The sequence below is a fragment of the Pontibacter sp. H249 genome, assembly GCF_037892465.1.
Classification (GTDB): Bacteria; Bacteroidota; Bacteroidia; order Cytophagales; family Hymenobacteraceae; genus Pontibacter.
The window spans coordinates 245755-271818 of the sequence record NZ_JBBKTR010000002.1 but is presented as its reverse complement, the minus strand read 5'-3'; the positions used below and the strand labels follow the sequence as shown (position 1 = coordinate 271818).

The 26064-nt window shown below is 46.1% G+C and carries 24 protein-coding genes; 11 read left to right on the top strand and 13 right to left on the bottom strand.

Translation table 11 applies throughout. The annotated features are described in order from the left end of the window. Nucleotides 1-4: 4 nt before the first annotated feature. On the bottom strand, nt 5-1033 hold the full coding sequence (locus tag WG943_RS03535) for a DHH family phosphoesterase (protein ID WP_340406782.1): 1029 nt from the start codon (nt 1031-1033) through the stop codon (nt 5-7). A 231-nt stretch (nt 1034-1264) separates the two neighbouring features. Here WG943_RS03535 and WG943_RS03530 point away from each other — a divergent pair, with 231 nt between their 5' ends. The 3 genes from WG943_RS03530 (at nt 1265) to WG943_RS03520 (ending at nt 2842) form a co-directional block, all read left to right on the top strand. After that, the gene (locus tag WG943_RS03530; protein ID WP_187066851.1) at nt 1265-1684 is read left to right on the top strand and encodes a nucleoside-diphosphate kinase; all 420 of its coding nucleotides are present in this window, start codon (nt 1265-1267) and stop codon (nt 1682-1684) included. Nucleotides 1685-1799: 115 nt separating this feature from the next. Then, nucleotides 1800-2183 carry a T9SS type A sorting domain-containing protein gene (locus WG943_RS03525; protein ID WP_340406781.1) on the top strand — a complete coding sequence of 128 codons (384 nt, stop codon included), beginning with the start codon at nt 1800-1802 and terminating at the stop codon, nt 2181-2183. A 2-nt stretch (nt 2184-2185) separates the two neighbouring features. Further along, complete coding sequence (locus tag WG943_RS03520) at nt 2186-2842, top strand: hypothetical protein (RefSeq protein WP_340406780.1); 657 nt, start codon at nt 2186-2188, stop codon at nt 2840-2842. A gap of 76 nt (nt 2843-2918) precedes the next feature. Here WG943_RS03520 and WG943_RS03515 read toward each other — a convergent pair whose 3' ends face one another. Continuing rightward, nucleotides 2919-3242, bottom strand: coding sequence for a LysM peptidoglycan-binding domain-containing protein (locus WG943_RS03515; protein WP_340406779.1), 324 nt, complete (start codon nt 3240-3242; stop codon nt 2919-2921). Between the two features lie 191 nt (nt 3243-3433). Here WG943_RS03515 and WG943_RS03510 point away from each other — a divergent pair, with 191 nt between their 5' ends. Continuing rightward, nucleotides 3434-3850, top strand: a complete 417-nt coding sequence (locus WG943_RS03510) for a lipocalin family protein (RefSeq protein ID WP_340406778.1) — start codon at nt 3434-3436, stop codon at nt 3848-3850. A gap of 87 nt (nt 3851-3937) precedes the next feature. Here WG943_RS03510 and WG943_RS03505 read toward each other — a convergent pair whose 3' ends face one another. From WG943_RS03505 to dxs, 3 genes are all read right to left on the bottom strand, one after another. After that, nucleotides 3938-5107, bottom strand: coding sequence for an MFS transporter (locus WG943_RS03505; protein WP_340406777.1), 1170 nt, complete (start codon nt 5105-5107; stop codon nt 3938-3940). A 73-nt stretch (nt 5108-5180) separates the two neighbouring features. Next, complete coding sequence (locus WG943_RS03500) at nt 5181-5948, bottom strand: alpha/beta fold hydrolase (RefSeq protein WP_340406776.1); 768 nt, start codon at nt 5946-5948, stop codon at nt 5181-5183. Between the two features lie 423 nt (nt 5949-6371). Next, nucleotides 6372-8288, bottom strand: coding sequence for a 1-deoxy-D-xylulose-5-phosphate synthase (dxs, locus tag WG943_RS03495; protein ID WP_340406775.1), 1917 nt, complete (start codon nt 8286-8288; stop codon nt 6372-6374). A gap of 386 nt (nt 8289-8674) precedes the next feature. On the opposite strand from dxs, the gene WG943_RS03490 reads away from it, so the two are divergent. From WG943_RS03490 to WG943_RS03475, 4 genes are all read left to right on the top strand, one after another. Further along, nucleotides 8675-9445, top strand: coding sequence for a segregation and condensation protein A (locus WG943_RS03490; RefSeq protein WP_340406774.1), 771 nt, complete (start codon nt 8675-8677; stop codon nt 9443-9445). Nucleotides 9446-9504: 59 nt separating this feature from the next. Next, complete coding sequence (locus WG943_RS03485) at nt 9505-10620, top strand: lysylphosphatidylglycerol synthase transmembrane domain-containing protein (RefSeq protein WP_340406773.1); 1116 nt, start codon at nt 9505-9507, stop codon at nt 10618-10620. Nucleotides 10621-10695: 75 nt separating this feature from the next. Next, a complete protein-coding gene (locus tag WG943_RS03480; protein ID WP_340406772.1) occupies nt 10696-11199 on the top strand; it encodes a lipoprotein in 504 nt (167 codons plus the stop codon). A 157-nt stretch (nt 11200-11356) separates the two neighbouring features. Further along, nucleotides 11357-12499: an FAD-dependent monooxygenase gene (locus WG943_RS03475; RefSeq protein ID WP_340406771.1), complete on the top strand. Its 1143-nt coding sequence runs from the start codon at nt 11357-11359 to the stop codon at nt 12497-12499. A gap of 125 nt (nt 12500-12624) precedes the next feature. On the opposite strand, the gene WG943_RS03470 is transcribed toward WG943_RS03475, so the two are convergent. From WG943_RS03470 to WG943_RS03455, 4 genes are all read right to left on the bottom strand, one after another. Next, nucleotides 12625-12861: a hypothetical protein gene (locus WG943_RS03470; RefSeq protein WP_340406770.1), complete on the bottom strand. Its 237-nt coding sequence runs from the start codon at nt 12859-12861 to the stop codon at nt 12625-12627. A gap of 9 nt (nt 12862-12870) precedes the next feature. Further along, on the bottom strand, nt 12871-13410 hold the full coding sequence (locus tag WG943_RS03465; protein ID WP_340406769.1) for a GNAT family N-acetyltransferase: 540 nt from the start codon (nt 13408-13410) through the stop codon (nt 12871-12873). 33 nt (nt 13411-13443) lie between these two features. After that, entirely contained in the window at nt 13444-14019 is a 576-nt protein-coding gene (locus tag WG943_RS03460; protein WP_340406768.1) for a GIY-YIG nuclease family protein, read from the bottom strand. A gap of 181 nt (nt 14020-14200) precedes the next feature. Continuing rightward, on the bottom strand, nt 14201-15190 hold the full coding sequence (locus WG943_RS03455; RefSeq protein ID WP_340406767.1) for an aspartate-semialdehyde dehydrogenase: 990 nt from the start codon (nt 15188-15190) through the stop codon (nt 14201-14203). Nucleotides 15191-15531: 341 nt separating this feature from the next. Here WG943_RS03455 and WG943_RS03450 point away from each other — a divergent pair, with 341 nt between their 5' ends. Continuing rightward, the gene (locus tag WG943_RS03450; protein ID WP_340406766.1) at nt 15532-18120 is read left to right on the top strand and encodes a lamin tail domain-containing protein; all 2589 of its coding nucleotides are present in this window, start codon (nt 15532-15534) and stop codon (nt 18118-18120) included. A 7-nt stretch (nt 18121-18127) separates the two neighbouring features. Here WG943_RS03450 and WG943_RS03445 read toward each other — a convergent pair whose 3' ends face one another. Beyond that, nucleotides 18128-18451, bottom strand: coding sequence for a hypothetical protein (locus WG943_RS03445; RefSeq protein ID WP_340406765.1), 324 nt, complete (start codon nt 18449-18451; stop codon nt 18128-18130). A gap of 376 nt (nt 18452-18827) precedes the next feature. Between WG943_RS03445 and WG943_RS03440 the strand changes: the two genes are divergently transcribed. Then, nucleotides 18828-19655, top strand: coding sequence for a sulfite exporter TauE/SafE family protein (locus tag WG943_RS03440; RefSeq protein ID WP_340406764.1), 828 nt, complete (start codon nt 18828-18830; stop codon nt 19653-19655). A 178-nt stretch (nt 19656-19833) separates the two neighbouring features. Here WG943_RS03440 and WG943_RS03435 read toward each other — a convergent pair whose 3' ends face one another. The 3 genes from WG943_RS03435 to WG943_RS03425 are packed head-to-tail and all read right to left on the bottom strand — an operon-like array spanning nt 19834 to nt 24365. Continuing rightward, on the bottom strand, nt 19834-21255 hold the full coding sequence (locus WG943_RS03435; RefSeq protein WP_340406763.1) for a TolC family protein: 1422 nt from the start codon (nt 21253-21255) through the stop codon (nt 19834-19836). After that, nucleotides 21255-22625 (bottom strand): HlyD family secretion protein, encoded by a 1371-nt coding sequence (locus WG943_RS03430; RefSeq protein ID WP_340406762.1) that lies wholly within the window; start codon nt 22623-22625, stop codon nt 21255-21257. Before WG943_RS03430 ends, WG943_RS03435 begins: the two co-directional genes overlap by 1 nt. Nucleotides 22626-22628: 3 nt before the next feature. Then, complete coding sequence (locus WG943_RS03425; RefSeq protein WP_340406761.1) at nt 22629-24365, bottom strand: peptidase domain-containing ABC transporter; 1737 nt, start codon at nt 24363-24365, stop codon at nt 22629-22631. Nucleotides 24366-24738: 373 nt separating this feature from the next. Between WG943_RS03425 and WG943_RS03420 the strand changes: the two genes are divergently transcribed. Then, nucleotides 24739-26004, top strand: a complete 1266-nt coding sequence (locus WG943_RS03420; protein ID WP_340406760.1) for a DEAD/DEAH box helicase — start codon at nt 24739-24741, stop codon at nt 26002-26004. The last annotated feature ends 60 nt before the right edge of the window (nt 26005-26064 follow it).

Below are 26064 nucleotides of genomic sequence, written 5' to 3'. Positions count from 1 at the left end.
ATTTCTAGTTATTGATTTCTGTAGCACGCAGCAGTTGCTCCTTGTACTGCGGCAGCAGGCTTTCAAATTTAGCAACAGTAGCCTCCAGCGTATCCATTGAAATACCGCCTGCTGCGTTTTTGTGGCCTCCACCGTTAAAGTGCGCACGGGCAAAATCGTTTGCCGAGAAGTTGCCAACCGACCTGAAAGACATTTTAACTGCCTGCGATCTGTCGATGATCAGAGCTGCAAAGACGATGCCTTCTATAGAAAGGGCGTAGTTTACCAGACCTTCCGTGTCGCCGGTTTTTGAGTCATATGCTTTCAGTTCTTCAGCGGTGATAGAGATATAGGCTGTTTTATACTCTTGCAGCACCACCAACTTGTCTTTAAGCACATAACCTAAAAAGCGCAGTCGCAATTCCGAAGAGCTATCGTAAATAAGGCGGTGCACATCAGAAGTGCGTACACCAATGTGCAGCAAATCGGCTATGATCAGGTGCACGTTTTTAGAGGTGCTCGGGTGCCTGAAAGAACCTGTATCGGTCATAATGCCGGCATAAAGCGCCTCACCAATACCTGTGTCTATCATGTCTGCATCACCCATGGCCTTTATCAGCTCATACACAATTTCGGCAGTGGCTGCTGCAGAAGTATTGGCAAAGTCAAGGTCGGCAAAATCTTCGGGCTGCAGGTGGTGGTCTACCAGTACTTTGGTGCCTTTGGCGTTCCGGATGTACTCACCCATCTCGTTTATGCGTGACAGGTTGTTGAAATCAAGGCAGAAAATAACCTGAGACTCAGATATGATCCGTTGTACCAGCGCATCGTTTTTCTCAGAGTACACGATCACATCGTTGTTGCCCTGCATCCAGTTCAGGAACGAGGGGTAATCAGAAGGTGTGATAACGGTAACGCGGTGTCCTTTTTTCTTCAGGTAGCCAGCAAGTCCCAGCGAAGAGCCCAGTGCATCAGCGTCGGGTTTGTGATGTGTGGTGATCATCACCTCTTTAGGCTCCTTCAGAAGCTCTTTCAGAGCGTTGATATTGTGCATACTATAGATTTAAATCCTCTGATTAATAAGGATATAAGGCGCGAATTTCTGAATAAAATAGTTCTAAAGCAATAAATTGGCCTGTGAAGCTATACTTTATGAGGTTTTAAAACTGTGGCGGGCATAAAAGAGTTAACCAAAGTATATCTGAAAAGTGTGCCAAATATTGACCGAAATACTCTACTTTTGCAAACTAAAATCGAAAAACATAAACCAAACCATTTAATAGACATGGCCGGAAACATCACATTCACTATGATTAAGCCTGATGCGGTGGCTGACAACCACATTGGCGGTATTACTAAAATGATCGAGGAAGGCGGCTTCCGTATTGTGGCAATGAAAAAAACAAGATTGTCTGAGGAGCGTGCCGGTAAATTCTACGAAGTGCACAAGGAGCGCCCTTTCTACAACGATCTTGTAAAGTATATGTCTAAAGGCCCTATCGTGGCGATGATCCTGGAGAAGGACAACGCTGTGGAAGATTTCCGTACGCTGATCGGTGCTACTAACCCTGAGCAGGCTGCAGAAGGCACTATCCGTAAAAAGTACGCAAAGTCTATCGAGTCTAACGCTGTACACGGTTCTGACTCTGACGAGAACGCGCAGATTGAAGGTGATTTCTTCTTTTCTGCTGACGAACGCTTCTAGTTTTTAGAAGTATACTTATTGATTTTAAAGGCCTGCCAAGCTTCGTGTTTGGCAGGCCTTTTTTTTGCCTCATCGTATAATGCCTGTATTTATACTTTATAGAATTTACTATACTATGCAAAAGAACTTATACTTGTCTTTACTAGTGGCAGGTCTACTCTTAACCGGCTGTAAGGCAAATGAGGCTGAACCTGATTTTTCTGATCTATCGCAAGTGCCGTACTCAGTACAATCAATGTCGGCAACGGAAACGCAGGTGGCCGTATATCCGAACCCTTTCTTTGATCATGTAAATGTAGAGGTGCCGGCAGTAGCTGGTGAGGTAGTAGCAGTATACTTTTCGGATGAGAAAGGAAAGTATAGCCGCAAAATAGAGCTGCCAGAGGGAACAGCCAACCGTGCCGTAGTAAACTTTAGCGGCATGCCCGAAGGCATTTATACTTGCGAAATAGTAACGCAGGATAAAATAAGCACTTACAGGTTAATTAAAGCGAGATAAGTATGAAACAGATTTTACTCTTGATGTGCGTACTTATCTCTTGGGCGGCTCATGCTCAGACCACCACTTGGGGCCTGACGACAAGGGCTGGTGGATTTACTACTGTAAAAACCTCTGGTAACGGCGTAGAATCTTATGACAGGGGCATTGGCGGCAGAGTGGAGCTTGGAGCATGGCTGCAACAGCCTGTTTCAGAGAGGGGAAGGCTGCAGGTTTCCGTGCTTCAGTCAGCAGAAAGACAGGCAGCGGGCACTATTATGTTCATCAGCGAGAACCGAAATTCCATTTCTGACTTAGATGTAGTAGATCGAAATCTGGCTGTTAATACTACTCTTCTGTACTTGTACAAATTAAACGATGCCTGGAGTATAGGAGCCGGAGCTGGAGGAGTATATGAATACCTGTCTAATGCGAAAGTTAGCGGCGATATAATGTGGGGGCAACCTAATATAGCACAGAAGTATAAAGAGAGCTTTGAAAACCACTACCGTCGTGACTTAAGGTTCTATTTGCCGTTGGAGTTGCAGCGTCAGCTGACTGAGCGTATAACCTTGGCAGGTCAGGTGCAAGCGCAACTGAGTAATTTACAGGCTGCTTCGGAAACAAAGCAGAAAGAGAAGAACATAGGCTTGATGGTAGGGGTTAATTACACACTATAATATACCACAAAGTATAAAAGCAAAACAGCCGACTCTTGTTCAGATGCCGGCTGTTTTGCTTTTACTTAAACAGTCTCTAATCGCGTGGTATCACAAAGCGCTGTCCCGGACGGATCAAATCTGGATTATCGCCTATCTTTTCTTTGTTAGCGTTGTAGATTTTAGTCCAGGCGTTGGCATTTCCGTAATGCTTCTTAGCAATTTTGGAAAGCGAGTCGCCTGATTGTACTGTATACACATCCTGGTTCGGGCCCGGATCTGTTACTTTGTTCATATCACTTTTATTGAAAAAGTCGTGGGGCTGGCCCTGCTGACCAGGAGTGTTTGAAGTTCCGGGCATTTGGGTAGGTTGTTTTGCCGGCTCTTCTTTGCCCTTCTTAAAAAAATCTCTTAGTCCCATATCTTTAAAGGTTAAGTTCGTTTAAATCAGTATGGCTAAGATTAGTACAGAGCCACTTAACTAAATACGCCTGCTTAACCACTTAGTTGTGTTGTGGCAGCTGCAACGGCAAAGTAGATAAGGCCGTAAGTTAATGCACCACCAGCTAAACAAATAAGGTGGCATATATACTGAACTAAAATTGTAAAACTATGAATACGAAGAACGTAAAAGTGCCATCAGCTTTAACAAAGCTGATCACGATGATGTTAGTTATTATATTATGGAGCTGCGGAGGCAAAGAAGAAGTTGGGAATGAAAGCATGATATCTGGCAGCAGTAGCAAAACCTGGAAAGCAAATAAAGAGCTAAATGCTGCCGGCGATAAAGAAAAGCTATCAAGCGATGAAAAGCAGGAAACGATGCAGTTTTACGCCGATGGGCGTTTTGCTTTAGGCGGCGGAGGATCACTGCAAACCGGCACCTGGACTTATGACCAGACAGCTAAGCGCCTGAGCCTGCAGTTTGAAGGACAGGACATGACAGAGAATTTTGAAGTTACAAAGCTTACGGAGGATAAGATGGTGCTGCAAGGTGATGGCTCTACCATGGAGCTAGAGGCCGAGTAGCAACTATTTTTGCGAAAAGAAGTATAGCAAAATAAGTTTCGATTTTTTGCGGCAGCCTGCTTTACGTAGGCTGCCGTTTTTTTATGCCTAAACCAGCCTGCGCAACGCCAGCAAACCCAACAACGGACCAATTCCAAGCCATATGAGTACCTGTTGCAGAGGTAGTGCATGCAGTAGCCAGCCAGTAACTTGTATACTTACAATAGTAATGGCAAAACCTATACTTGTAACTATGGTTAGCGCTGTGCCTACTAAATGCGGTGGTGCCGTTCGGGCAGATAAAGCCGAAAACTGCGGCGAATCGCCGGCTACTACTACTCCCCAGAAAATCAGAAATGGCACGATAAAGTATGAGCCTGAAAGTATAAACAGTGATAGTATACAGCACAGGCCCGACAATAGCAGTTGTACAAAAGCTACTTTGGCACTACCCCAGCGTTGTGAGAGATACCCGCCACCAATACAACCTAAGGCTCCTGCGGCAATCACAGCAAAACTGTACAGCGATACCTGGCTGGCCGAAAGCTCAGGCAAAGTATAGGTAAGTATAAAAGGCGTGAAGGCCCACAACGTATAGAGCTCCCACATATGACCAAAGTAGCCAAAGGCAGCAGCTCTGAAATCAGCTACCTTAAAGACTTGTAACATGTTGCGGGCATCGAATTTAGCGCCTCTGCTTAAATATGGCCCATCCGGTACGAGTAGGTACATTAGCAAACCACCAACAGCAGAAAGTATACTTACAGCCAGCAGCATGCTTTGCCACGGAAGCGTTGCGCTCACTCCACGTAGTAAGTGCGGAAAAGCTGTGCCTAACACAAGTGCGCCTACCAGGTAACCAATAGCTTTGCCCAGTTTGCCGCTGTACCAGCTAGCTGCTATCTTCATGCCTACTGGGTAAATGCCTGCCAGCAAAAAGCCTGTAGCCGCACGAAGTATAAGCACGCCTGTTATACTTGTGGCAGTAAATAGAACCATTGCATTGGCTGTTGCACCCAGTAAAGCACAAATCAAAAATAGTAGTCTTGGGGATATTCTGTCGGCTAAAGAAAGTATGGCAAAGCAGAGGGTGCCGAGTATAAACCCTAACTGAACTGCAGAGGTAAGAAAGCTAAGAGCATTTTCTTGTAATTGCAGCGATGCCTGTAGCTCTGGCAGCACCGCATTGCCCGCAAACCAGAGCGAAGTACCCGCAAATTGCGAAAACACAATAGTTGGAAGTATACGCTCAGGTACGGTTGGGCTTGCGGAGTTCATTACATTAATTATAGCAGGTGGATTCTCTTGCTTGGAGGGAAGTTAAAAGGCGTTATAGCTAAAGTATGAGCCGCTACCCATAAATAGTTTCTGCAAATTTTTCAAGAGCCTTGCGGGTTTCGTAAGTACGCTCAAACATACCCATATGCCCGGTTTTTGCCAGAAAGTTCACCATACTGTTAGCTGGCAGGTGGCACTGCTCCAGGGCTTTATCAAGCGGCACGGCTCCGTCGTCCTTACCAAAAATAAATAGTACCGGGCATTTTACTTTCTTTAGCACATCAGTTCTGTCGGGCCTGTTGCGCATGGCAGCTAAGCCGCTGGTTATACTTTCTTTGGGTGTGTTTTTGCCTATCTCCACCATCAAATCAATTTCTTTACGCAGCTTTTTACGGTTATCAGCAAAAAACAAGGGCTCTACAAACGACTGCATAAACTTATCAACGCCGTGCTTCTCCACGAACTCGATGGTCTTGTTCCGGCTCTCTTTTTTCTCGTCGGTGTCGGGTAGGGCAGAGGAGTGGAAGAGGCATAGGCCATTAAGCATCTTTTCATATTTCTCGGCAAAGGCCATACTTACATATCCGCCCATAGAGTGGCCTATCAATATACATTTCTTCAGACCCTGCTCATCCAGCTGGTTCTTCACATACTCTGCCATACTTTCCATGCTGTAATCATGTACGTTATGGGTGTTTTCACCAAAGCCGGGTAGGTCTAAAAGTATGATCCTGAATTTCTGCTCTAACGGTTTAGTAAACTCCTCCCATACTTTGGTGCTCTCGCAGAAGCCGTGCAGGAAAACAAGTGTGTCGGTGGGGTAGGTAAGTGATTTTGTCATAGTCTTAGCAGTTACTTTTCAAATATAAGAATGATCTGCGAAGTTGGCGATAAAGCTTTTCTGCATACTTGGTCCAACCACCCCTGCCCCTCCTTAACCAAGGAGGGGAGTTCTGCTGTTACTCCTGTAAAGGTATAAGCCCTGTAGCTTCTACTTAACCTCCCTTCCATCATGATCCTTACAGGATGACAAATGAAAAACAGTCGCTATTATGATTACAGTTGAAGCAGTAAGTATAAACTCCCCTCCTTGGATAAGGAGGGGCAGGGGTGGTTGGACCCGGTATCGCAGAATTTATTTTTAACTTTCTAAATACTTGTTCTGACAAAAAAAGCCCTCACAGCTTGTCAAAGCTATGAGGGCTTTTATATCAAAAAAGGTCTTTTGTCAAAAAAATCTTTTGTCAGGAGTTCGACAAGAGAGCTATACCTTCACCGGCACTCCGATCATCTCACGCACAGTGCGTTCAATATCTTCCGGGGCAAAACCTGCTTCGCGGTGCAGTTCCAGCTGGGAGCCATGCTCGAAAATCTTATCCGGAATGCCCAGGCGCTTCACTTGCGAAGTATAGCCGTTGTCTACCATAAACTCAAGTATAGCACTACCAAAACCGCCCTGTAAGCAGCCATCTTCCACGGTAATCACTTTGTCATACTTTGAGAAGATGTGGTGCAGCAATTCTTCGTCCAGTGGCTTGCAGTAGCGCATATCGTAGTGGCCTGGGGTAATACCGTCGTAAGCAAGTTTCTTGCAAACATCAACAGCATAGTTGCCAATGTGGCCGAAGGTAAGTATAGCTACTTCTTCGCCTTCCTGTATAGTACGGCCTTTGCCTACCTGCTGCAGCTCCAACGGGGTTTTCCAGTTTGGCATAACACCCTCGCCACGCGGGTAACGAATCGTGAATGGGCCCATATCATCCTGCGAGGCTGTATACATCATATTTCGCAGTTCCTGCTCGTTCATGGGGGCTGCTACCACCATGTTCGGGATGCAACGCATGTACGCAATGTCGTATGCGCCATGGTGCGTAGGACCATCAGCGCCGGCAAAACCGGCTCTGTCGAGGCAGAAAACCACGTTCAGGTTCTGGAGAGCCACATCGTGCAGCACCTGGTCGTAACCACGCTGCATAAAGGTACTGTAAATGTTACAGAAAGGTACTAAGCCCTGTGTAGCTAAACCCGCAGAGAATGTTACCGCATGTTGCTCAGCAATGCCTACGTCAAAAGCGCGGTCTGGCATAGCCTTCATCATAATGTTAAGCGAACAGCCGGATGGCATAGCAGGGGTTACACCCATAACTTTAGGGTTCTGCTCTGCCAGTTCCACCATTGTATGCCCAAACACATCCTGGTATTTTGGAGGCTGTGGTTTATCGTGGTGGGTTTTATAGATCTCGCCTGTAATCTTATCAAACAAACCTGGTGCATGCCATTTAGTCTGGTCTTTTTCGGCCAGCGCATAGCCTTTGCCTTTGGTAGTAAGCACATGCAGGATCTTCGGGCCTGGTATATGCTTCAGGTCTTCCATTACAGATGCCAGGTGGTTCACGTCGTGGCCGTCAATAGGTCCGAAGTAACGGAACTTAAGCCCTTCGAACAGGTTGCTCTGCTTTAGTAACGTAGCTTTAATACCACTCTCTACTTTAGAGGCGATCTGCTGTGCATTCGGGCCAAACTTGCTGATCTTGCCCAGCACATTCCAGATCTCATCGCGCACTTTATTATAGGTGCGGGATGTAGTGATGTCAGTTAAATATTCTTTTAAAGCGCCTACGTTCGGGTCGATGCTCATGCAGTTATCGTTCAGCACCACCAGCAGGTTGGCATTGGCTACGCCGGCGTGGTTAAGCGCCTCAAAAGCCATACCGCCTGTCATGGCACCGTCGCCGATAACGGCAATGTGCTGGCGGTTGTCTTCGCCTTTATACTTTGATGCCACAGCCATACCCAAAGCCGCCGAGATAGACGTGCTTGAATGGCCTACGCCAAACGTATCGTATTCGCTTTCTTTTCTTTTTGGAAAACCGGAGATGCCGCCATACTTGCGGTTTGTATGAAATACATCCCGACGGCCGGTTAAAATCTTATGGCCATAAGCCTGGTGGCCTACGTCCCAAACCAGCTGGTCGTACGGAGTATTAAAAACGTAGTGCAGCGCCGTTGTAAGCTCCACCACGCCAAGACTGGCACCGAAATGGCCGCCATGTATCGAAACAACATCGATGATGTACTGCCTCAACTCCTGTGTTACCTGTAGCAACTGCTCTGGCTTGAGCGCGCGCAGGTCGGCGGGTGTGTTGATGGAAGCAAGTAGCTCTCCGGGTTTAATGATCATAGAATTGTCTTTATAGACTTCTAACAAAAAATATCAGCTAAAGTTTACAATGCACAAATTGTACCTCTTTAGCGAACTCGTAAAGTTAATAAAATTAAAAACACGGGCACCTACTTAATGCATTTAGCTAACGCAAATCTGTGCTATTAAGTATAGCGCAAATGCTATATAACCCGGTTTATATACATTTGGTTACACTTGCCAACGTGCTGTAGCTCAAAAAAGTAGCAACAGCATTTGGTGTTATACTTCTATCTGCTGCAACTAGTTCTGAACCAGCTTACAAAGGTTAGGGTTGTGAAGGGGATAAGATGGCGGTAATACGCCGGAAATGTTTATTTTTGTAACCGGTGCAACTACAAGCGCTTACTAAAAAGGCAGAATACGTGAGTTTCGAAATCAGATTACCCCTGTTTGAAGGTCCTTTTGACCTATTGCTTTTCTTTATCGAGCGCGATGAACTCGATATCCACGACATTCCGATCTTCCAGATCACAAACGAGTTTGTGGGTTACATACGCCAGCTGGAGCAGCTAAACCTGGAGATAGCCAGCGATTTTATACTTACGGCTGCCACTCTAATGCGTATCAAAGCTAAAATGCTGCTGCCCCGCACCGAAAAGGACGAAGAAGGCAACGAGATTGACCCACGCCAGGAACTGGTGCAGCATCTGCTGGAGTATAAAAAGTATAAAACAGCCACGCCTATACTTTCGGAGATGGAAGACCTGCGTCTGGCGCAGGAAAACCGTGGCAACATACAGGAAGAGCTGCAGCAGATTGCTAAATCCAACCACTTTGAGTATGAGCTGCAGGACCTTAGCCTGTACAAGCTGATGCGCGTGTTTGAGAAGGTGATGGTGCGCTTCGAGGAAGAGCAGAACAGGCCAAAGCATACGGTAATTCAGTATCCTTATACTATAGAAGAGCAGCGTGAGGTGATTATGAACATGGTAATGCAGCGTAAGAACGTGGCTTTCTCACAAATTATCGCTGAGTTTCCGGATAAGATTGGCATGATCTTTAACTTTCTGGCGATACTTGATATGCTGCAACTAAACCTGATTGATATTGAGGTTGGAGAGGGCTTTAACGACTTTATCATCATCGAAACCGCAGAAAAAGCAAACCAGGTTACGCAACTGCTGGTAGAATAGCCTAGTTAAAGTGTTAAATTAGTAACTTGCCTTAAGTTTAGCTGAACCACAAAAGCGCGTTGCCTGCTACCAATGCAGATGCAGGCAAACACTACCAGCCATACATGGACCAGAATAAGAAGACGATACTTAAAAGCTTTAGCCCTGTAAAGATCCTGATCCCGGTATTATTGGGTTTAGTGGCAACGGCGTGGCTCTTTATCAAAGATGATAAGGTTGGAGAGCTGAAAGGCATCGTGGAGGCTAATATATGGTGGCTGGTAGCTGCACTCGTCGTGCTTGTTATCCGCGATGTAGGCTACATGTACCGCATCCGCAGCCTTACCGATAAGTTTCTTAGCTGGCGCAACAGCCTCGATGTGATTATGCTCTGGGAGTTTGCCTCTGCTGTTACACCCTCTGTAGTAGGCGGCACCACCGTGGCCACCATCATACTTAATAAAGAAGGAATTCCGCTGGGTAAATCGCTGGCTTATGTTATGCTGACGGCGGTGCTGGATAACATGTTCTTTATTGTAGCCGCACCTATTGCGCTGCTGCTAACGCAGGGGGATGTGTTCCCGACCTTTAACCTTTCGCCGGAAGATGTAGATAAACTGAAAATGGCCTTCTACATTAGTTATGGTCTGATTGCCTTCTATACTTTCCTGATGATTTATGCGCTGTTTATTAAACCAAGAGCTTTTAAATGGCTATTGCTTAAGGTTACATCTGTGCGTTTTCTTCGTAAATGGCGTGTAAACGCATTCCAGCATGGCAACGAGATTATGTGGGCATCGGAGCAGCTAAAGGGCAAGGATGTTAACTATTGGGCCAGAGCAATTATCTCTACCATTTTCGTCTGGACGGCACGCTATTTCTTGTTAAACTGCTTAATTGCTGCCTTTACGGATGTAACGCTAAGCGAGCATGCCCTGATCATCTCCCGCAACCTGATCTTCTGGATCGTGATGTTGATTGCGATTACACCAGGCGGAGCAGGTATTGTAGAGATGGCCTTCCCTAGCTTCTTTGGCTTGTTCTTGGGCAGCTTCAGCAACATAGTGGTGGTGTTATACCGCCTCATTACTTATTATCCTTATTTGATTCTGGGCTCCATCTTCCTGCCTAAATGGATTGCCAAGGTTTTCGGACGACAGCCAGTAGAGGAGGAAGTGCTTACCCGAGGTTCCTGAGAATAAATGATTTATACTTGAGGCGATGCAACATAAAGTATTGCTTCTGGTTTATAATTTGTGTTTATACTTTCCATGAAACGATTCCTACTGCCATTACTGGCAATTTTATTTCTTGCGGGCTGTTCTGATAGCAACACATCCTTGAAAGAAGACCTTATAGAAGCTGTAACCGAAGGCAACGCTGGCCCACAAGGCTATAAAACAGTTAACCTGGCAGAACTGACAGACTTTGAGTGGGATATAATGTACTACTTTAACGCAGGAGAAACCAAGAACTCTATTAGTGATGCAATCGGCTTCAGGTGGGATGGCGATGAAGTAAAAGCCGGCAATAGGCGCGTACTATTTGTTAAAGGCGAGGAAGTAGTGTCATACTTCGACTACAATTATCAGGAGTTTCCGTTGATGGTTTACGGTTGCCATGGCGATAAATGGGTGTATCCAAAAGACCGTAGCCAGTTTGCTACCTTTAAGTACTGTAGCAACGAAACTGAGACTTACGCCTTTATGCCTGTACCCTGTGTGAATGATATCCAGGAGCTGATGAAATATAAGTGTCCTGAAAAAGCAGAGTAAATAATGTAAGCCGGTTATGCCGGCTTTTTTTATGTTACTGTCCAGCAACGAAACCTGCAGTAATAGCTTACAGGGAGGTATAGTTTTCGTAAATTAGAGTAACTGAAAACATATAGCGCCTGTTTCTGAGGCTGCTATAAAACTAAAAAGTATAGTCATGAAAGCCATTGTAGTTGGAGGCGGAATAGGAGGGCTTTGCGCCGCCATCGCCCTTCAGAAAGCAGGTATAGAGACCACTGTATACGAGGCGGCTCCGAAGTTTCGTGGTTTGGGTGCAGGCGTAGGTTTGGCCGCCAATGCCATGCAGGGGCTGGCCCGCCTCGGAGTAGCCGACGATGTGGTGGCCCGCGGAAAGCAGCTGGAGGCACTTGTTATCTTCGATGAGCATGGGAGAGTGATCAGCAACATGGATACCCGCCCCCTTAGCAGCAAGTATGGCATTAACAACTTTGTGATACACCGCGCCGACCTGCACGAGGTATTGCTTGGGCATCTAAAGCCAGATTCAGTGGTATTAGGCAAGCGCTGCGAAGAAGTAACGCAGGAGGGGGAGCAGGTAAAGGTACTTTTTACCGACGGTAGCACCGTTACAGCCGATTTACTTGTGGCCGCAGATGGCATTAGCTCGGTGGTGCGCCAGCAGCTGGTGCCGCAAAGTATACCACGGTATGCCGGCTATACTTGCTGGCGTGCCGTTATCGATAATCCTGGGATAGAAATAAACAAGATGATTTCGGCAGAGACCTGGGCTCCGGAAGGACGGGTAGGCATAGCGCCGCTGCAAGGTGATAAGATCTACTGGTATGCCTGCATCAACGCTCCTCAACGCGACGAGAAAATGCGCCGCATGACTCCTGAGAAGCTTGCCTGCCACTTCGAGAACGTGCACTCGCCTGTAGAAATGGTGCTGGCTTCTACGGCACCGGAGCAAATTATCTGGAACGATATTGCAGACCTCAAACCTCTGAAGCACTTTGTGTATGGCCGCACTGTATTGCTAGGTGATGCTGCTCATGCTACCACGCCCAATATGGGACAAGGCGCCTGCCAGGCCATAGAAGATGCCGTAGTACTGGCGCAGTGCCTGCAGCAGGAGCCTGATCTGACCAAAGCCCTTAGAAAGTATGAAAGGCGCAGAGTATCCAGAACTGCCAAAGTAATTGAGTTATCTAGAAGGTTGGGAGAGGTAGCCCATTGGCGCCACCCGCTGCTGGGCCGTCTCCGAAATACGCTGTTCCGGGCTATGCCCAAGTTTATTACACAGCGGCAGATGGAGGACCTATATAAAGTGGATTTCTAGATCAGGATTTTCAGGATAAAAAAGGATGAACAGGATTTTTAAATCAAGACCTGCATCCAGAACAGACAGGGTTTTTTTAACCTGAAATCTCTAAACTTAAGACACGGATAAGTCTACACCTACATCTAAGAAGTCTTCCTTTTTCTGTTACGTAAGTAATTAATGTATACCTCCACTGTTGTGGCTGTGGAAGTCAGAATCAGGAAGCCCATTACCATGTTTTTCTTAACAAAGGGGCTTGTCTGGAAGAAATCTGTTATTGCCAGCAAAAGTAACAATAGCCCAACAGCCCATACGGTAGTAATGATTATCACGTGTTTCAGGGAAGGTGCTTTTAACCAATTCTTGTAATTCGTTTTCATGTTTAATTTTTATAAGTTAAAAGAAGCTTTTCGTGCCGCTGACTGGGTTAGCCTCCAGTAGATCATTTCCTCATCCCTGTTTACTTCCTGCATACCTAGCTTTTCTAAGAGGCGAATTGAAGCGGCATTTTCTATAAAACAATTCGCTGTCACAGCTTTTACCTGCGGATGACGGAAAGCCCATTCTGTAAGTGCCCGTGCGGTTTCTAAACCGTAACCTCGCTGCTTTTCCTGCTCTATAATAGAATAACCGATGTCTACTGTACCTTCTTCATTTGGTCCACCCTTAAAACCGGCATCGCCTATCGCAGTAGCATTTCGCCGCAACACGATCATCCATGACTCAAAGCCGGTTGGCTCTGGTAGTTGCTCCAAGCGTTTAATGATTTTGGGTAAAGTATCCATACTTTCCTGATCCGGCCAGTAAGGTGTAGGAGTGAGACTATACTTCGTAAGTATACTTTTGTCGCCAGCTAAAAGAGCATGGGAGACTTCTAAAGTAAAGGGGATAAGTATAAGCCTTTCGGTATGGATGGGGTGGGTAGGCATGTAAATTATTGTGCTGTATACTTTTGGTTTATGTTAGTCAGTTATTGACTTATGTTTCCCTTTGTTAGATCTTTCAATTTTATTTTCCTTCATTAAGATACCTAATAAACTGTAGCTAAGATAATCTTTTGAGCCGCCTCCATAGTCCGACTGTAGGCCCAAGTATTTAGCGGCATCTGAGTTTTTAATGCCATCCGGATTTGCTTTGGCCAGCTCTACCACAGCTGATTTGAGCAATTCCAAACCCATCTGAGCGCGTTCGTAGCATCCCGCAGGAACATTTAATTTAACTTTTGATGATATATTTTCGGGATTTGGTCTAACCCTATTTGTAAGCATTCCACCCTGACTTATTACGCCGAGTGCAGCTATCAACTCTGCTTCTATTTTTAAAGCCTGTTCCTCTGTTAAATTATTTGAAATGATAGTGTGAATAACCTTATACCCATCATTTATAATGTCCTTTATAATTTGCCCTTTTTCAGAGTCGTCTATATTTAATTGATGTTCCCAAGCTCTATTACCTGTGCCTTTGCCAATATAGAACGGTTTAGCAGGTTTACTACGTGGATCTTTTAAAGCATAAACGTAAAATGGATTCTTAGCCATACTATTTGATTCAGATAGACCTAAGATAAATATTTATTTCTATTGTCAAATGATAAGCAGTTACAAATGTTTAGTAGTCTCTTGCCTTACTAGCATATAATAAAAAATGGGGACTATAAAGTCCCCATTCAATGGCTTCCAGACTTTTAAATCCGGAAGAGCTAAAGTTTATACTTTGCTATTACACCAACTCGTGCTTCACCAAATACTCGGCAATCTGCACGGCATTGGTTGCAGCGCCTTTGCGCAGGTTATCTGCCACAATCCACATGTTCACAGTTCTTGGCTGAGTTTCGTCCAAACGTACTCGACCAACCAGTACTTCATCTTTACCGTGTGCATCTTTTGGCATTGGGTACTGCAGGTTCTTCACGTCGTCTACTACTTTCACGCCCTCTGTTTCACCAAGTATGCGGTATACTTCGTCTAAGGTAAAGTCCTTCTCAAACTCCACGTTAACCGACTCCGAGTGGCCACCCATTACCGGAATACGTACCGCAGTGGCTGTCACACGAATAGAATCATCGCCCATAATCTTTTTGGTTTCGAGGATCATCTTCATTTCCTCTTTGGTATAGCCGTTGTCCTGAAACACATCGATGTGCGGCAACACGTTCAGGTCGATAGTATAAGGGTAAGCTTTTTCGCCGTCTTTGCCTTCACGCTCGTTCATCAGCTGCTCTACTGCCTTCACGCCTGTGCCTGTTACCGATTGGTACGTGCTTACTACAATGCGCTTTGCCTTCAGTTCTTCGTGCAGCTTATTTAGGGCTACCACCATCTGTATGGTAGAGCAGTTCGGGTTAGCAATTATCTTATCTTCTTTCGTCAGTTCTTTCGCATTAATTTCCGGAACTACCAGCTTTTTGCTAGGGTCCATGCGCCACGCTGAGGAGTTATCTACTACAACAGTACCTACTTCGGCAAACTTAGGCGCCCACTCGGTAGAGGTGCTGCCGCCAGCAGAGAAAATGGCAATTTGCGGGGCAGCCGCAATCGCGTCCTGCATCCCGATAACCTTTATCTGTTTACCCTTAAACTCCATCTGTTTACCAACAGATCTCTCAGAAGCAACTAACAATAACTCTGTAACCGGGAAGTCGCGCTCCGCCAGTACTTTCAAAATTTCGCCGCCTACCAAACCGGTAGCGCCTACTACTGCTACTTTCATTTAGGGTATATATTTAATTGTTTAATGGCTTAATTGTTAAATTGTTGATTGTCAGGATCAGGATTCTCAAGATTAAAAGATGTGCCGGATTCACTCATTCATCCAATCACTCGTTCAAAATTGAAGCTTAACTCTCTAATTCCCCAACCCTTCTAACTTTTTAACTCTCCTAACTAACGCCCCGGCCTCCCGTAATAGTTCTAAAATTACAAAAGCGGTTGCATTGTACCAGACCTCAAAGCGTTCTACAAACCTGCGAGTCTCTCTGTTTGCTCGGGCGTTAGGTAAGTTTTTGCTGATGCGGCTGCAAATTACGTAAGTTTTTACCACAATTTCTGCGCATGAAACAAACTTTACTTATTCTGTTACTGCTACTTCCGCTAACTACAGTAGCCCAGCTGCAGGATAGTTTCTCTGATGGTAACTTCACCCAAAATCCTGCCTGGAGTGGCGACAGCGAGTATTTTACAGTTAATGCACAAAACCAGCTGCAAACTAACGGACCTGCCGTAACCGGAACTACACTTCAACTTACCACACCGTCTCAGGCTGTGGTAGGAACTACTTGGGAATTTTGGGCTAACCTCAGGCTAGCAACATCAGCCACCAATTATTCTGATGTTTACTTAATCTCCGACAACGCAGACCTGACAAGCTCCAACAGCAATGGCTATTTTGTGCGCATCGGTAACACCGCCGACGAAGTTAGCCTGTATCGCAAAGATGCTGGCAAAACTGCTGTGATGATTATCAACGGGCAGGATAAAACAGTGGCAGCCAACAACAACGTGGTGCGCGTGAAGGTAACCCGAAGTATAGACCACGAGTGGGAACTAAGTATAGATATTACCGGCACGGGGCAAAACTACATTAGCCAAGGTACAGTAACTGACGCTATCCACAAGAGCTCTGCATACGTTGGCGTTTTAGTGCGCTATACTTCTGCCAACAGCAAGAACTTTTATTTTGATGATTTCAGCATTACGGATGCGCAGCCGCCAGTGCTGCAGGCTTTGCAGACATTAACTACCCAAGAGCTTATACTTCGGTTTAACGAGCCACTGCAGCCAGAGCAGGCGCAAAGCACTGGTAACTATACTTTGAACGGAAGTATAAAACCAACCATCGCTGAGCTAACAGAGGGTGGTGCAGCAGTACGCCTTGTGTTCAGTCGGAATTTTGGAATTGGAGACAATACGCTACAAGTAGCCAACTTGCAGGATCTGTATGGAAATACATTGCCTACTCCGGCAGAGCGTAGTTTTAATTTTATACCTCCTGCTGTACTTCCTGGCTACAATGAATTGCTGATAACAGAGATTATGGCTGATGAAACACCAACAGTTGGTTTGCCAGCCCAAGAGTATATTGAGCTATATAATGCCACTACCGATAAGGCGCTAACACTGCAAGGTATCCGCTATTCTGATGCCACCTCTACTACCGCACTGCCTAATGCGCAGCTTTTGCCCGGAGAGTATGCCGTTGTAGTACCTAACACCCAGATAGCCAATTTTGCACAGTATGGCCGTGTCATCGGCATCAGTAACTTTCCCGGCTTAAACAATACTGGCGAACTACTGCAGCTGCGGCAGCCTAATGGTAAACTAATCTTTGCGGTTAACTACTCCGACACCTGGTACAAAAACAGTAGCAAACAGGAGGGAGGCTGGAGTTTAGAGATGATCGATGTAACCAACCCATGTGCTGGCATCAACAATTGGACAGCTTCTGTAGACGCTCGTGGTGGTACGCCAGCACAAGCTAACTCTGTTGCTGCTTCTGTTCCTGATAATACTCCTCCGGCAATAGCTAGTGCTACAGCCATATCACCAACACAGGTGCAATTAATCTTTAGCGAGCGCTTAGATAGTACCCAAGCAGCAAACAGTATCAACTATAGCATCAGCCCAAGCATAAGTATAGCCAGTGCACAGGTTCAGTCTCCATTATTTACAGAGGTTATACTTATACTTGCTGCACCGCTGCAGGAGCGGCAGCTGTATACTTTAACGGCCAAGAGTATAATCGACTGCTCCGGCAACCTCAGCAATCAACCTTTAACGGTTGCTTTTGCCTTGCCCTCGGCACCTACACCAGGTGATGTGGTTATTAACGAAATCCTGTTCAACCCACGGCCTAACGGAGTAGACTTTGTAGAGTTGGTAAACAGAAGCGATAAGTACATAAACCTGAAAGACTGGAAACTAGCGAATACCTCCGGCGATACCATCAGCAATATCAGAAGTATAACTGCAGCAAACTATGTGCTGGCACCGGGAGCTTACGTGGTGCTCACTTCTAACCCTGATAACATCAAAAGCAACTACCCTGCGGCCCGTGAGCAAGTCTTTCTGCGCATGAGCAGCCTGCCCAGTTACCCAGATGCTGCCGGTACAGTAGTGGTGCTGCAACCTGACAACCGCACTGCTGATAGGTTCAGCTACACTGATGATATGCATTTTACCCTTTTAGATGATAAAAACGGGGTGTCGCTGGAGCGGATACGGCTGGAAGGGCCAAGTACAGCAAGTAACTTCCATTCGGCTGCTACTACTGTTTTTGCCACTCCCGGTTACCTAAACTCGCAATTGCAGGCAAATGTGCAGGCGCAGCAGCTGTTTACTGTTGAGCCTAAAGTTTTCTCCCCAGATGGTGATGGCTACGAAGATTTTACTACCATCAATTACAGTAGCGACAAGTCTGGGTTGGTAGCAAACATTACCATTTTTGATGCACAGGGCAGGGAGGTAAGAAAGCTGGTACGAAATGAGCTGATGGCAACAAATGGCTTTTTTAGGTGGGATGGTTTGCGGCAGGATGGCACTAAAGCCAACATTGGCCCTTACATTTTATTCATAGAACTGTTTGGACTAGATGGCGAGAAGAGTGAAGTTAAAGAGCGTGTAGTAGTGGGCGGACGATTCTAACAAAACGCTATACTTTAACATACCATATTTTATCTGTTAAAGTATCGTCATTGGTGCCGCTGTGCAATAAGCTAGCTTCAAAGAGCCTGCCATGCCAACCTGAGTTTACTTCTGGCTTTAAGAGGAAGTAGTAAATGGTATTATCTGTTGCCGCAGGTGTCCTTAAAAGAAACTCATAATTAAAATCCCTCATAGTTTTTTTGTAAGGCATCTTAAGCCGGCTTGCTAAAAAGACTTTATCGGTGAACTGCAGTTTGTAAACCGATACGTCATACTTTACTTCATCGGAATATACGCCGTAACTTCCCGCTGTAGCCAGCGACTGCAGCATGTTTTTTCGGAACAGAAGCAGCAAACTCTGAAGATATAGAGTTCTTTTTCGCTATCGGGGCTGCAATGGCTTCTTTATCGCAGCCGGTATGGGTATAAAGGGTGCCTAATAGCAGTGTGTATAGTAACAGTAATCTGATCACAATCTGAAAATCTAAAATGTATAATTGCGGATATGTAACACCAGGCGTACAAGAAGAGTGTTATGTATGCTGCTATGGACTGTTTTAGCAATATTTATGGCTGCTCCTGCTGTAGATGATGGTACAACTAATTATCTTGCGCCACTTTTTTATTTATACTTTATGATAGAAGTAGAGCACAGATAACTAGTTTGGTTACAGAGGCTTTGCTTTTGTTGATCCTGAGATTATCCTGTGGAAATAGAAACTATACTTTACCTGTGCTTTTTTGCTTTTCTGGCGGGGTTTATTGATTCGATAGTGGGTGGGGGAGGACTGATACAGTTGCCGGCCCTGCTGGTGTTTTTACCCGGCGTGCCACTGCCTGTTGCTTTTGGTACGGGCAAGTTTGCCGGCATTGCAGGCACCACCGCAGCTATGGTTAAGTACGTTCGAACGGTTAAGATTAACTACCTGGCTATACTTCCGGCAGCTGGTGCGGCATTTGTGTTTTCGTTTTTGGGAGCAAGGGCGCTTGCCCACATAGATGCCAGCCTGATGAAGCCTTTTATATTGGTGATGCTGGTGCTGGTGGCGGTGTATACGTTCATCAGAAAAGACTTTGGCTCGCTGCATGCCCCTAAGTTAACGGAGCAGAAAGAGCGGCTGTATGGTTTGTTGGTAGGAGCATCTATTGGTTTCTACGACGGCTTCTTTGGCCCGGGCACCGGCAGTTTTCTGATCTTTATCTTTATTGGCCTGTTTGGTTTCAACTTCCTGGCGGCCTCTGCTGCATCTAAGGTAGTGAATGTAGCTACCAACCTGTCGGCGCTTTTATACTTTGCCTACAAGGGGTTCGTGCTTTACGAAGTAGCTATACCGATGGCGGTTTGCAGCATAATAGGCTCACAACTGGGTACACGCACAGCCTTGAAACGCGGTGTTGGCTTTGTGCGGGTGCTGTTCCTGGTGGTAGTATCCGGCATCATCCTTAAATTTGCTTACGACACCTACGGTACCGGCGGCAGCGATTTTATGCATGTTGCCACTACAGTGCAAAAGTGGTTTGGCAGGAAAGGTTGATTGTTTTATTATTAGAAGTGTAGCTTATATCTATACTTAGCCCCCTCCGAGGTGGTAAGCCCATGTTTTATTAGAATGCCATACATTAGTTCGATGGGCTGGAGGCTCCACGATAGCAAGTCAATGAGAATGCTCACAACACGAAGGTATTCCACAATCAACATCTTCCAATCAACAATTATTCACGCATATCTCCCGCAGCCCAATACAGGTATGTTTTCGATTTAGCGTACTTTGTCAAGAGTTCATACAGTTTTACCTGCGACTCCAGCAACTTTACTTCCCGTGAGTTTATCAGGAAAAGGGAGCTTTCGCCGTTCTCGAAGCGGATAACTTCTCCGTTGCGAAGTATAAGTGCATTGGCTACGGCTTGCTGCTGTAATTGAATCTGTTGCTCCAGCGCCAGCCATTCGTTGTAGGCAGCCACTACAGAGGCCTCAATTTCGCGGGTTGCTTGCGTTAGCTCCAGTGCATTTACCTGTTGCTTTGCTTTGGTTAGTTGCAGTTTGCCACGCTCCTGGCGCAGGAACAGAGGTAGGCTAAAGCTTACACCAAGTTTATAGTTGTTGCCCATATACTGCTGGTCCAGCGCCTCAGAGTCGAGGTAGAAGTCGCTTTGCAGCACATTGTAGTCTACGTTTAGTTTGGGCTTTAGCTTGTCTGCCGCAAAACGCTGTTCAATAGCCAGCTGAGCTCCCTTCAGGTCCAGCTTGAGCAGGTCGGGGTGGTTGCGGCGGGCAAACTGCAGCAGCTGGTCCAGCGAATCGCGTTGCATGGTAACCAGTTCACTTCCTGCCAGGGTAGGGATGGTGCTCTCCTGTAGCTCCAGCGGCACCTCATTTTCTGCCCATAGGTGTACTGCCACACGCAGGCGGGTATTATTATAATTAAGCTGCGCCTGCTCCAGCAATACCTGCCTGTCTTGTACGGCCATGCGTGCCTCTACAGTATCTATAGCAGCCAGATCGCCTTCCTGTGCCCTGATGTTTACAGCCCTTGACCTGAAATCGGCCAGTTCAAGCGCTTCCTGGTACAGCTGCACGGTGCGGTACTGCAATAGCCAATCCCAATAGTCTTTGGTTGCCTCCAGCAGTAGTTTGTTTATCAGTTTTACACGCTCTGCCTCGGCAATGTCCTGCATCAGCTGTGCCTGCCTTAGCGTGGACCTGCGTTCATCTATAAACAGGCCCTGCCCCAGCGGTATCGAGATGCCGGCATAGCTCAACCCATCGGCAGGCGTGTTATTTTCTGGGTTCAGGTACTGCCCATCGTTCTTTTCGTAACCAGCCTTAAGCACAGGACCAAACCACAGCGGTACATACAGCGTGTTATCCCAGGTGTTGTAGTACTCTTTGCCGTTAAACTCTTTGCGATAGAGCTTACTTACTATTTCAGGGTCAAAAACGCCGCGTGCTATGCGTAGTTCCTGGCGTGCCTGTTCTGTAAGCAGCCGCGCCTGCGAAGCTACAGGGTGGTTGGCAAGTATAATTCGCTGGTACTCCTCCAGGGTAAGCACCTGTGTCGTATCCTGCGCCTGGGCAATAGATTGCCATACCAGCAGGCTCGCTAACAGGCAAAGTATAAAACTCCAGTTGCGCATTATTTTTCTTCCTCCTCTGCTTTTGCGGTGCCTTTTGGTTTAGTTGCGGCTCCAGCTTTAGGTTCTGTATAATCTGCCGGGAAGCTGTTTAGCTGTCGCCATATTTCGTACCAGATAGGAACAGTGCTTAGCATGGCCCAGCCGTTTACACCAGAGCCTACCCGTAACGCATCCGGCCATGGCTCTGAATTTGGATCTGGCACTACCAGCATGCGGTACCTACCGTTGGTGCCGGTATTATCTATTACAGCCACTCTGCCGCCAAAGGTACCGAAACTGGCACCCGGCCAACCGGAGAACACAATAGTAGGCCAGCCTTCAAACTGCAGACGTACCTCATCACCTCGTTGAATTAGTGGCAGGTCCAGCGCACTGATGTACAGTTCTGCAGCCAGCTCCGGATCCTGTGGCATAATAGTAGCCAATGCTTCGCCTTCTTTAATGGTTTCGCCGATACCAGCTTTTAGTGTTTGCACAACATATCCATCCTGCGGTGCCACAATCTGATAATACTGGCTACGAACTTGTGTGCTACTGTACTCGCTCTGCATCTTAGCTACCTCAGCCTGTGTACCATAAATATAAGAGCGGGTGGAGTTTAACTCTGCTTCTGCCTTAGCTATTTTGTCGCCATACTCTGCCTGTAAAGAGTTTAGCTCAGTGCGCGCGTTTTGTAGTTCTGCTCTGGTGGCGTCGTACTTGTTAATCAGAGATAACAGCTTTGCCTGTGCCTCCTGCAGTTTTAAACGGCGCTGCTCCAGTTCCGTAAGCGATTTTAAGCCTTGCTTGTACAGGTTTTCCTGGCGCTGAAACTGAGCCTCAGCAACAGCCAATTCAGTGCGTTGCGCCACCACATCCATACTATCGCTTTGAAGCTTCAGTCGCGTTTGCTCTACTTTGTTACGTGCCTTCTGCAGACTAAAAACCAAGCCCTCGCGCAGCGCACGTATTTGCTCCTGCATCGCCTGAACCTTGTTTTCATTAGCTTCCACCGACTGCTGCTTTGCGTCTACCTGCTCTCCAAGGCGTGCCAGCAGGTTAGGGTCCATATACTTTTCCTTTATCTCAGAGATGCTGGCAATCGTATCGCCTTCCTTTACAAAAGCACCCTCCATTACATGCCAGCGCTCAATACGGCCTGCTATAGTAGCCTCCACTGTTTGTGGTCGGTCCTGTGGGGTAAGTGTAGTTAAGGTTCCCGTAGAACGTATGTTTTGTGTCCAGGGCAGGAACAAGCAAAGTATAACGATCAGGAAAATGCCGCCGATCCAATACGTAAGCGTGCGGCCCATATGTGGCGTTTGCACCTCAGCCATTACCTCCAGTTGCGGATGGCCCGTCTCGTCAAATTCTTTTAATCTGGTAGCCATACGTTATGCGGTTACATCAGTTAATTCCTGTAAAACATCCAGCTGCTTTAGCTGCTCATAGCTGCCAAAGGCTACCAACCGTCCATTCTGAAGCAGTATGGTTCTGTCACATAACTGCATCACATCTCTGTCATTCGAAACAATGATCATAGTCCAGTCGAACTGCGGATTTATTAGCAAGTGCAGCATTTCCAGTTTTTCTTTTCGGGCCATACCTGCCATGTTGTCCAGGATCAGGAGCTTTGGCCTTTGCACCAGGCTGCGTGCCATAATAATTTTACGGGCAATACTGCCAGGCAGGCGCATACTTCCACCTGTAAGGTAGGCTTGCAGGCCATCTGGCATAGAATGTATAAAATCTGTAAGTCCGGTAAGCTCTATTGCCCACAGAATATCCTTCATCGGAAGTTCTCGGCCTAAGGTGATATTTTCCAGAAAAGTGCCATCAAACACCTGCTCTTTAGAAATATTATCACCGATGTAGCTGCGAAGGTTCCCCTTGTGCAAATCGTGCAGCGAAACATTATTGTAAGACAGATTACCCTCAAACGATGGCAGCAACCCTAGCAGGATATTGAGAAGCGTACTTTTGCCGGAGCTGTTGAATCCAGACAGGCAGATTCGCTCTGAAGGCTTTATGTTAAAGTTTATGTCTTTAAGAGCCACTTTCTTGGTATCCTGAAATTTATAGTTCAGGTTTTTAGCCTGTATACTTAAGCCGCCTTCAATATCCAGTTCATCTATTTTTATGCCTTTTACCTCTTCAATCGGCAGATCCGTTACCTGTCCTATTTTGTCAAGGCTTGTCATCACGTCGTAAACCGTGTCCAATTTGATGATGATCTTCTCTACAGCAGCCATAATCAAGATGATGATAATCTCGGAGGCCACAAACTGACCAATGTTGATTTCCTGCTGCACTACCAGGATACAGCCCAGTACCAGCAAGCCCCCTGTAATAAAGGTTTTAAAGCCTACAAAGCTGTAGTACTGCGTCATGAGCACGCTGAAGTGCTGCCGGCGCACATCCAGGTAGCTTTTTACATAGTTGTTGGTGCGGTCCATGGGCAGGTTTGTGTGGCCCACCAGCTTAAAGGTGCTAAGCGAACGTGCCATTTCCTCTAGCCAGGCCACCAGCTTATACTTGTATTTAGATTCTTTTATACTTGTCTCGATACCCTTTCCGCCAGTAGCCCAGATAATAGCTATTAGCACGATGATCAGAAGCAAACCTAAAAAAATAAAGTATGGGTGATAAAACGAAAGCAGAATAAGACCAAACACAATCTGAATAACAGCTGTAGAGAAGTCTACCAGAATTTTGGCTACACCCTTTTGCAGCGTTACCACATCAAAAAAGCGGTTCATGAGCTCGGGTGGGTAGTACTTAAGCAATGCCTCCGGCTGAAAGCGCGGCACACGATAAGCAAACTCGGAGGCGGTGCGGGCAAACAGGCGTTGCTGTATAAACTCCACCAGCCACAGCTGCATTACCTGCAAACCGCCTACAATTAACAGGGCCAGCACAATCAGGCTGATCAGCACCACCACCGATACCGTTACCTGCCCGCTAGACACAAAACCGATAATGCTCTGAATACCCAGTGGTATCATTAAAGTAATTAAGCCTGCGGCAACAGCATATACATACATGTACATGATCTCCTTCCGCTCAATAGAGAGCAGGTTCAGGAAGCGCTGCATCGGCGTTAATTTTTTATCTGCTTTAGGATAAGCCATTCTTTATTCGTTATACTTTATGCTACTGTCTACTGCTGCTTAAATGAACTGTTACAAAAGCTTTATGAGCTGCATTTTGTTTTACAATCATTTTAATTTTGATGCATTCAATTACAGTTATAAAAAGCCTATTAACAAAGCAAAATTAGACAAAGTTTTATATGTAATAGTATTACTATTAAAAAAGTTTATAAAACTATTGTTTTTGCTTTTTAATGCCTGATGAGGAGGCTATAATGTATGGTTAAATTTCGCTGAGAATTGTTTTAATAAGCTAATAGGCAGCGGCAAAGCTATAATCAACAATTAGCTGTACCTTTGCACTCTGGTTACACCGTAAGTATAGGTGTAACCTTGTATAACACGCATCAACATGAAGTTTGAAGATTACCGCATTTCCGACGAAATAAAGAGAAGCCTAAACAAGCTGGGTTTTAGAAAACCTACCGATATCCAGTTTAAAGCCATACCACCTATACTTAAAGGGGAGGATGTACTGGCTATTGCCCAGACAGGTACAGGTAAAACAGCAGCATTTGCGATTCCGGTACTCGATAAGCTGCAGTTCAGCAAGAACCGTAAACGCGGCGATGGCATTAAGTGCGTGGTGATGGTGCCAACCAGGGAACTGGCGATGCAGATAACGGAGGTGTTTAACGAGATCGGAAGAGGCACGCGCGTAGAAACGTTCTGTGTGTTTGGGGGAGTAGAGCAGGGGCCGCAAATCGCGAAGCTGGAGAACGGAATTGATGTGCTTGTAGCTACACCTGGCCGTTTATTTGACTTGGTAAGTCAGGGGCATATAAACCTGCACCGCGTAGAAACGTTGGTATTGGATGAGGCAGACCACATGCTAGACCTGGGTTTTATACATGACATACGCCACCTAATCACGAAATTGCCGCGCAACCGCCAGACGCTCTTCTTCTCTGCCACTATCAACGAAAAAATTAAGGAATTGGCTTATTCGCTGGTAAACAAGCCGGTGCGAATCCAGATATCGCCGAAAGATCCTGTGGCTAAAAACGTAGACCACTCGGTGATGTACGTGGGCATGGATGATAAGCGCTTTTTTCTGGAGCGTGTAGTGAAGGAGAACCCTGACAAGAAGATACTGGCTTTTGTGCGCACCAAGATACGCGCAGAGCGTGTGGTAGCCGCTATGGAGCGCGTGGGTATAAAAGCAATAAGTATACATGGAGGCAAAGAGCAGAAAGACCGCCAGGATGTGATGCACAAATTTAAAAAAGGCGAAGTAAAGCTACTGATTGCAACGGATGTGAGTGCACGTGGCATTGATATACCTAATGTAGAGTATGTGGTAAATTATGACCTGCCGGAGCAGCCGGAAAACTATGTGCACCGTGTGGGCCGTACAGGTCGCGGTACCGAGAAAGGAATTGCCGTTAGCTTTTGTGCACCCGAAGAGAAGCCTATACTTGAGGAAATACAGCAGTACCTGACCAAGGATATCAAAGTGCTGGAGGTAGATACAGATGATTATGAAGCTACTATCGACTTCAGTGCTGATGCCAAGTATGATTGGAAATCGTTATTAAAAGAGGCCCAGGAAACTGAGGAGAAAGTAAAGGCTGCCAAGGCCAAGAAAGCTAAAGCCAAATTAAAGAAAAAGAAGTAAGCCTCACTTAAAAACTCTAGAATAGCCTGTGCAGGAATTGTATCTGCACAGGCTATTTAT

Bases quoted from the DNA above. Each gene is read 5' to 3' on its own strand.
- WG943_RS03500 (WP_340406776.1), bottom strand. From the start codon at position 5,948: ATGACAAAATCACTTACCTACCCCACCGACACACTTGTTTTCCTGCAC.
- WG943_RS03475 (WP_340406771.1), top strand. From the start codon at position 11,357: ATGAAAGCCATTGTAGTTGGAGGCGGAATAGGAGGGCTTTGCGCCGCC.
- WG943_RS03520 (WP_340406780.1), top strand. From the start codon at position 2,186: ATGAAACAGATTTTACTCTTGATGTGCGTACTTATCTCTTGGGCGGCT.
- WG943_RS03455 (WP_340406767.1), bottom strand. From the start codon at position 15,190: ATGAAAGTAGCAGTAGTAGGCGCTACCGGTTTGGTAGGCGGCGAAATT.
- WG943_RS03525 (WP_340406781.1), top strand. From the start codon at position 1,800: ATGCAAAAGAACTTATACTTGTCTTTACTAGTGGCAGGTCTACTCTTA.
- WG943_RS03480 (WP_340406772.1), top strand. From the start codon at position 10,696: ATGAAACGATTCCTACTGCCATTACTGGCAATTTTATTTCTTGCGGGC.
- dxs (WP_340406775.1), bottom strand. From the start codon at position 8,288: ATGATCATTAAACCCGGAGAGCTACTTGCTTCCATCAACACACCCGCC.
- WG943_RS03465 (WP_340406769.1), bottom strand. From the start codon at position 13,410: ATGCCTACCCACCCCATCCATACCGAAAGGCTTATACTTATCCCCTTT.
- WG943_RS03430 (WP_340406762.1), bottom strand. From the start codon at position 22,625: ATGGCTACCAGATTAAAAGAATTTGACGAGACGGGCCATCCGCAACTG.
- WG943_RS03450 (WP_340406766.1), top strand. From the start codon at position 15,532: ATGAAACAAACTTTACTTATTCTGTTACTGCTACTTCCGCTAACTACA.
- WG943_RS03460 (WP_340406768.1), bottom strand. From the start codon at position 14,019: ATGGCTAAGAATCCATTTTACGTTTATGCTTTAAAAGATCCACGTAGT.
- WG943_RS03435 (WP_340406763.1), bottom strand. From the start codon at position 21,255: ATGCGCAACTGGAGTTTTATACTTTGCCTGTTAGCGAGCCTGCTGGTA.
- WG943_RS03445 (WP_340406765.1), bottom strand. From the start codon at position 18,451: ATGCTGCAGTCGCTGGCTACAGCGGGAAGTTACGGCGTATATTCCGAT.
- WG943_RS03425 (WP_340406761.1), bottom strand. From the start codon at position 24,365: ATGGCTTATCCTAAAGCAGATAAAAAATTAACGCCGATGCAGCGCTTC.
- WG943_RS03515 (WP_340406779.1), bottom strand. From the start codon at position 3,242: ATGGGACTAAGAGATTTTTTTAAGAAGGGCAAAGAAGAGCCGGCAAAA.
- WG943_RS03505 (WP_340406777.1), bottom strand. From the start codon at position 5,107: ATGAACTCCGCAAGCCCAACCGTACCTGAGCGTATACTTCCAACTATT.
- WG943_RS03420 (WP_340406760.1), top strand. From the start codon at position 24,739: ATGAAGTTTGAAGATTACCGCATTTCCGACGAAATAAAGAGAAGCCTA.
- WG943_RS03535 (WP_340406782.1), bottom strand. From the start codon at position 1,033: ATGCACAATATCAACGCTCTGAAAGAGCTTCTGAAGGAGCCTAAAGAG.
- WG943_RS03530 (WP_187066851.1), top strand. From the start codon at position 1,265: ATGGCCGGAAACATCACATTCACTATGATTAAGCCTGATGCGGTGGCT.
- WG943_RS03470 (WP_340406770.1), bottom strand. From the start codon at position 12,861: ATGAAAACGAATTACAAGAATTGGTTAAAAGCACCTTCCCTGAAACAC.
- WG943_RS03510 (WP_340406778.1), top strand. From the start codon at position 3,434: ATGAATACGAAGAACGTAAAAGTGCCATCAGCTTTAACAAAGCTGATC.